Below are 7,420 nucleotides of genomic sequence, written 5' to 3'. Positions count from 1 at the left end.
AAGCCTACGACCAAGGCAGGCTATAAGTTAGAAAGTGTTTTTTTAAATTTTTCTTCGCATTCCCAAGAACAAAAATAATATTCAGTTCCACCTACAAATAATCTATAAGCGTCTTCTTTGTTTATAAGTTTATTACAGCAATACGCCTTAACTTGTATTGATTCATTTTTTGGCATTGTTTCTTTTTCTATTACTTCTATTTTACCATTTACAATAGCAATCCCCGTCACATTTGGGTTATTTTGATTATCTTTCAACACCTTTCTCAATTTAAAAAATCCTATCAAACTATTAATGATTCCAACAAAAAATATAATCAGTATAAATTGCATCAAAACAGTTTCCAATCCCATTACGCATCCCCTTTGCTTTTTCTTTTATTATATCCATTATTACATAAAATTATGAATCCAAAAAGACTGCTCATTCGAACAGTCCCCCTAAATTTTTTATTAAAAGTATTCATTAGCCAAGCCATAACTACATATAATTTACTACGATAATCTATAATGAAAACGAGATTTTAGATCAAATATAAAAATTATGCGATCTATTTCATAACTGCTACTTGTAAGTAGGTATTTCTTTAGTGACTAGCTATAAAAATATATCCTAAATCTCGTTATTAAATAAAGTTATATAATTAGTATATGCGTCATTTTAAAATGAGTGAACTATTTTCTAATGTTTCAACGTATAATTTTCTTTGCAATAGGGACAACCTTCTTTCCGCCGGGGATGTTTTTCAAGTCTTCAATAGTAATTGCTTTAACCAAAATTCCAATAATCAAATATAAAACCATTGCTGATATAACTGCTATTGTTAAAGCTAGCACTGTTTTTTCACTTATCATATACACTATATTATATATAATTCTGGAAAACAATCCCATCCAAGCCGCCGCCAATAGAGGTCTTACTACCATAGATTCATATTTTAATCTAAATCCTGTTTTCTGTTTTAAATAAGATAAATTTAATATGGCAAAAATTATATAACATATTGTTGTACTATATACCACGGCATAAATATTAATGGCCGAAAATTGCAAGAATATAAAATTACAAGCTACTTTGGCAACACAAGCCACTAACGCATTTTTGGTTGCTACTATCTGCAAGCTAATTCCTTGCAAAATCCCGGTTGTCAACTGTGCAAGTGCAATAAATATAATCGATACGCTTCCATATAACAAAAGTTTATGGCCATCTGGCGAACTTTGATATAATGTTTCCATTATGGGGGCACTAAAAATTGTTAAACCTACTGTTGCTGGTGCGGCTATTAACATTCCTATTTTTAAGATCATATTCATTTTTTCTTTTGCGATTTGGTATTCACGTTTGGCCACGCTACTTGCTATTGATGGTGTTGCTGCCATAGAAATGGTCAAAATAACGGCCACAGGTACATTGATCAACGTTAGATACTTACCTAAATATTGTCCTGTTAGGCTATTGGTAATTTCGTGAACAGTCATAGCGGAGCTGTTGGTTACATCTATAGCTCCRGCTGTTTTTGTTGCCAAAATTTCCTCTATCAAATGAGGTAAATAAGTATTCAACATTAGTGTATCTATATTTGTTATGATGGCAAAAATTGATGTACTAAGTACAATTGGAATTATAGTAATTAAAATTGAATTTAAAATCTTACGACGAGACTCATTCTTAAAAACAGAATTATCATTTTTTTTAATATTAAGTGTTGGCCTTATTTTAACATAAATAAATAAAATAATGATCAAACCACATATTGCACCAATCCCTGTACCAAGTGTACTTCCTGTCGCCGCGGCTACCACTCCAAATTCCACAAATACAAATGCTAATATAATACTAAATATCGCATTAAAAACTTGTTCTACCACTTGAGAAATAGCAGTCGGAGTCATATCTTGTATTCCTTGTAAATATCCCCTCGTTACTGCCATAATAGTAACAATTACACAAGTAGGGCTTAATGCTCTTAGCGGCATAGCCAGATCCTYATTTTTCATCAATGTCGCTATTAATTCTGCACCAAACCAGAGCATCGCAGCTAATATAATAGATATTATAAACCCATACACCAATGCAATTTGATAAACCCGGTGTGCTTCTCTATTTGCGCCTACTGAACGTCTCTCGGATACAAGTTTTGATATTGYAGTTGGCATACCAATAGCCGTCAKTGTAATTATTAAAACATATATATTATATGCGCTRGCATACAAAGCATTCCCCTGGTCTCCTATCAAATTTGTAATAGGAATTTTATATAACATCCCTATTATTTTACTTACAAAAGAAGCAACCGCCAAAATAGCTGCCCCTTTTAGAATCGTTTGTTTCATTATTTCCCCCGTTCCGCCAAACCTACGATTGCCAGAAAATTTCAATATCATCTCCACTTTTAAGTAGTTGAGTAAAAGAAACATCTCCACCATTTAATCTCAATGCTACATTTCCTCGTCTAGCATTCAAATCAAAATCTATAAAGTCAAAAATATTAACAAACATATATTCGTTTAATCCACGCAACCGCACTGGCTTACCATTTACCTTAACATCTAAAGTTGTTCCGCCTGTATCTATTTCTAAAACCTCTTTTATTACTGGTTCTTGCTTGTTTTCAAAAAAACCCTTTGTAGTAATTATATCACTATCTTCTAAAATATATCCATCTTCTGCTATTTCTCCATTAACATAAAATTTATCAGTAACAGAACCCATAAACATATTCACAAGTTTTTTGATATCGCTACGTCCTATACTTATAATATCGTCCCCTGATTGAATGATATACTCTGGATTTAATATATCACCATTTTTTAAGAAAATTGGTAGTGGAATTTCATTTTCTTCTATATATACAATAATCGAATCTTCCAGATAATCTCCTATAGTACAGGTCGCATCTTTTCCCTTTTTGCCTGCTATTACCTGAATTTTATCTCCAGATTTTATTTCGGCATCTAAGCTCGTAATCTTACCATTTAACCAGATTTCTCCAGCATTTCCTACATCGCCTTTTATCAATATTTCTTTTTCATTGAGTGTAAACGCTAAATCATTTCCTTTTGCTGGAAATAAAGATTCGTATTTAAAGTCTTTGGCCACAAGAGCATCCATTATCACTACTTTTCTATTATCTATTAATTCTAAATCTTCTCCATTAAATTTACACTTAATCCATCTATCGCTTTTTTCAGTTGCTCCTACAAGACAAATTCCATATGGGGTTATAACTTGCGGACCACTCACTTCTTTTTTTTCATCAATTATACTGTCCACTTGTTCTCCGCTTCTAAGAGTTACATATTCTTCATTTATTGCCGCTTTTTCAGCTATTTTTTCAATTAATCCTACAACTTGTGCTCCTCCACCAATACAAAAGATTACTCTCGGTGGTGCTCCTCCATTAAGATCTATCAACTTGTCAGCAATCAAAGTTGCTAAGTTTTCTACTAACGGAGCAATCAGTGTTAAAATCTCTTTTCTACTAACTTTATATACTCTGCCAATTATGTCATTAAACTCAATATTATCAGATGATGAAATGTCTCTTTTCACTTTATCTGCCACATTAAAATCGAGAAGATATTTTTGCGCAATTGCTTCTGTGATCTCATCACCTGCAAAAGGAATCATGCCATAGCTCAAAACAGAGCCAGCTTTTGTAATTGCTATATCACTAGTTCCTGCTCCGACATCAACCAATGCTAAATTCAATGCTCGTAAATTTGGCGGAATGATTGCCGTTATAGCTGCAATAGGCTCCAATGTCGAGTGTGTAACAGTTAGTCCCACACGTCTCGTTACCTCTTTTAGACTCTCCATAACAACCTTTGGCAAAAATGTAGCTAACAGCTTCACACTTGCTAATCTTCCGCTCTGTCCTTCCAATTGTGCTATCTCTTGTCCTTCTAAAATATAATTAACTATAGAATATCCTACACAATCATAGTTTTCACTTCCATCATTAATTTCTTTTTCTAAATTTTTCTTTGCGATTTCTAGTGCAAAAAGTTCTAATTCATCTACGTATGCCTTAGTAAATAAGATAGTCTCATCATATTCTTTTTTTACCTCTACAACCTGAGTATTTAATACTCTCCCTGCCGCTGCGATAGATACAGTAGTTAAAGTTTTTCCAATAGCTTTTTCTATTTCATTCTTAACGCATCTAACGGTGTATGCAACTTTAGAAACATCGTGTACTTGCCCATCTATCATTGCTCTTTCTTCGTGTTCTTTGATAGCACTTTTTACGACAACAAATTTATTATCTCGTCTATAACCTACAATCCCTATAATAGTTCTTGTACCAATATCGAGTCCAAAAATTAAGTCTTGATTATCTGGATTGATAGTAATCATCCCTTTCTGGTTAAATTAAAAAAAGACACGACCAGCGTGTCTCCATGATTGTTAGGCGCGTCCCATATATTCACCGGTTCTAGTATCAATTCTAATTTTCTCACCTTGCTCAATGAATAGAGGAACCATAACTCGAGCTCCTGTTTCTACAATGGCCGGCTTTGTCGCACCTTGGGCTGTATCACCTTTGATTCCAGGCTCTGTTTCTGTAATTTCGAGATCCACATTTATTGGTGGTTCAATTCCAAAAACTTTACCTTCGTGAGATAAAACTTTTACCATTTCGTTTTCTTTCACAAACTTAAGGCTTCCTTCGGCATCTTTGGTGTTAACCGCAATTTGCTCATAAGTTTCATTGTCCATAAAGTGGCACAACTCACCGTCTTGATACAAGTACTGCATATCCTTTCTATCTATATGTGCTCTTGGCACTTTCTCTGAAGGTCTAAAAGTACGTTCAATTACTCCACCTGTCTTTACGTTTCTCACTTTACAGCGCACAAATGCGGCACCTTTTCCTGGTTTAACATGTTGAAATTCTATGATTTGACATAAATTTCCATCCACTTCAATTGTTACACCGTTTTTAAAATCTCCTGCTGATATCATTTGTTTTTTCCTCCTAAATAACGTTTTATAGCCAGTTTAACCTACTTTACAAAATTTTTCAACGCCCCTAGAGGAAAAATATTTATAAATGCAATACTCTACTTTTTATTTCTTTGGTTTTGCCATTGTTCCAAAAGTTATCACCCAAGTAACCACAAGTTCTTCTTATTACATTCATTTTATTATGGTCAGTATTTCCACAGTTTGGACATTCCCAATTTAAGTCACTATTAATACAAATTTCTCCTTCAAAATTGCACACATGGCAGCAATCAGATTTTGTATTAAATTCTGCATACTGAATATGATCATAAATATATCTGATCATTTGTCTAAGCGCCTCTAAATTATTTAACATATTTGATATTTCTATATATGAAATGCATCCACCTGTTGAGATTCCCTGAAACTGACTTTCAAAGTCCAATTTTCTAAATGCATCTATTTCTTCGCGCACATCTACATGATAGCTATTGGTATAATAACCCTTATCTGTTATATTTTCAATATTACCAAATTTAGCCATATCTATTTTTGCAAATCTATAACATAATGATTCTGCTGGAGATCCATATAACCCAAATCCCAGTCCTGTTTCTTGTTTCCATCTATCCACAGTCGCTTGTAAATAATTCATTAACTTTAATGCGAATTTTTCTCCTTCTTCAGATGTGTGACTAACTCCACGCATTAGCATAGTCACTTCGTATAATCCTATATATCCTAAAGATATTGTAGAATATCCATCCATTAGCAATGGATCTATTAGTTCTCCATCTTTGAGCCTTGCTATTGCCCCATGTTGCCAATGAATAGGTGACTCGTCTGAGAGCGTACCTTTTAAAGCGTTATGCCTACACATCAATGCTTGAAAACATAAATCCAATCGATTATCTAATAGATTCCAGAACATTTCTTCATTATTACGTGCTATTATTCCTATTTGTGGCAAATTTAAACTTACAACGCCCTGATTAAATCGCCCTTCAAATTTATAGTTGCCTTCTTCGTTTTTCCAAGGTGATAAGAAGCTTCGGCATCCCATGCATGAAAAAATTTGTCCTTCATAGATTTCTTTCATTTTTTTAGAAGATATATAATCTGGATACAACCGTCTAGCGCTACATTTTATAGCTGTTTCTGTAACATAGTCATATTTTCCGCCAGTTAAATTATTGTAATCATATAAAACATAAATAAGTTTTGGAAATGCGGGAGTGGTAAAAATTCCTTTTTGATTTTTGATTCCTTCATAACGTTGCTTTAAGATTTCTTCAATTATGAGTGCAATTTCATCTGCATATTCATCTTCTATATCTAAATCTAAAAACAGTGTTACAAAAGGACTTTGACCGTTTGTTGTCATCAAGGTATTGATTTGGAATTGAATTGTTTGGACGCCACTAGAAAGCTCTTTGGCGGTGAGAATATCAACTGATTTTTTCAGTGCTTCTTCATCTGCTATACTATCTTTTAAAAGCTCATAATATTTATTTCGACTTCTCCTCAAATATTTTCCTAAATGCCTAACATCTACTGATTGCCCACCATACTGACTGCTAGCCACTTGTGCTATTATCTGTGTCATAACCGTACATGCAACCTGAAAACTTTTTGGAGACTCTATCATTCTTTTATTTATCACTGTACCATTATCTAACATATCTTTAATATTAATTAAACAACAATTGAAAATTGACTGCATAAAATAATCTAAATCATGAAAATGCAATATGCCATCATCATGTGCTTGAACAATTCTAGTTGGAAGTTTTTTCCTTCTTGAGATATCTTTAGAAACTTCTCCAGCTATCAAATCTCTTTGAGTTGAAGCCATCATAGCATTTTTATTCGAATTTTCATTCATAACTTCTTCGTTGGTGAGAGCTATAATGCTTAGTATACTATTGTCGGTCGTATTAGTTTCACGCTTGAAGGCTTGTATGGCTCGATATCCCTCATATGACTTTGCAGTAATTTGATGATTATTATCTATCAATTTCAAGTAAACTTCTGTCTCAATTTGGAAAATTGTCGGGATTACCTTTGGTGTTTGCAAAAATTTTTCTTTTATCTCAAAAGCTATTTTTTTTGCAATCTCAAGATTTACCATGCCACTCCCAAATCTCATTGCTTTAACAATAGCATTATAAATTTTACCTTCATCAAACTGTACTACTTGACCATCTCTTTTAATTACATCCACAGAAAAACCCTCTTTCCTTGTTATCAAAAATTAATACAAATACTATTGTATAACTAAGTTCTATAAAATTAAAGTATTGACTTTTATGGTAAAATATGCATACTATTAGAAAATAATCGAATCAATTTTGAGTTGTTGTTATATTTCTGAGCTATATGGGGCAAAATAGAAAATAAATAAAAAAAGATTAGTTTAAGCTATATTTTTTTTTTAAAATGAGTATAATGAACAAATAATGTTTCA

Annotated in this window: 5 protein-coding genes; all 5 read right to left on the bottom strand. The window is 32.8% G+C overall.

The window, feature by feature from the left end; genetic code table 11:
- Positions 1–20: 20 nt before the first annotated feature.
- Positions 21–353 carry a hypothetical protein gene (locus EPU_RS11695; protein WP_010167591.1) on the bottom strand — a complete coding sequence of 111 codons (333 nt, stop codon included), beginning with the start codon at positions 351–353 and terminating at the stop codon, positions 21–23.
- 336 nt (positions 354–689) lie between these two features.
- Positions 690–2,336: a putative polysaccharide biosynthesis protein gene (locus EPU_RS12680; RefSeq protein WP_198006403.1), complete on the bottom strand. Its 1,647-nt coding sequence runs from the start codon at positions 2,334–2,336 to the stop codon at positions 690–692.
- Positions 2,337–2,358: 22 nt separating this feature from the next.
- Positions 2,359–4,362 (bottom strand): cell division protein FtsA, encoded by a 2,004-nt coding sequence (locus EPU_RS05910; protein ID WP_010167584.1) that lies wholly within the window; start codon positions 4,360–4,362, stop codon positions 2,359–2,361.
- A 51-nt stretch (positions 4,363–4,413) separates the two neighbouring features.
- Positions 4,414–4,971: an elongation factor P gene (efp, locus tag EPU_RS05905; RefSeq protein ID WP_010167583.1), complete on the bottom strand. Its 558-nt coding sequence runs from the start codon at positions 4,969–4,971 to the stop codon at positions 4,414–4,416.
- Positions 4,972–5,053: 82 nt separating this feature from the next.
- Complete coding sequence (gene nrdD / locus EPU_RS05900; protein ID WP_010167582.1) at positions 5,054–7,177, bottom strand: anaerobic ribonucleoside-triphosphate reductase; 2,124 nt, start codon at positions 7,175–7,177, stop codon at positions 5,054–5,056.
- Positions 7,178–7,420 lie beyond the last annotated feature (243 nt).

Source organism: Candidatus Epulonipiscium viviparus, from assembly GCF_000171335.1.
Lineage (GTDB): Bacteria > Bacillota > Clostridia > Lachnospirales > Cellulosilyticaceae > Epulonipiscioides > Epulonipiscioides viviparus.
The sequence above is the reverse complement of the archived record's forward strand: the minus strand, read 5'-3'. Positions and strand labels throughout refer to the sequence as shown.

Bases quoted from the DNA above. Each gene is read 5' to 3' on its own strand.
- EPU_RS11695 (WP_010167591.1), bottom strand. From the start codon at position 353: ATGGGATTGGAAACTGTTTTGATGCAATTTATACTGATTATATTTTTT.
- EPU_RS05910 (WP_010167584.1), bottom strand. From the start codon at position 4,362: ATGATTACTATCAATCCAGATAATCAAGACTTAATTTTTGGACTCGAT.
- efp (WP_010167583.1), bottom strand. From the start codon at position 4,971: ATGATATCAGCAGGAGATTTTAAAAACGGTGTAACAATTGAAGTGGAT.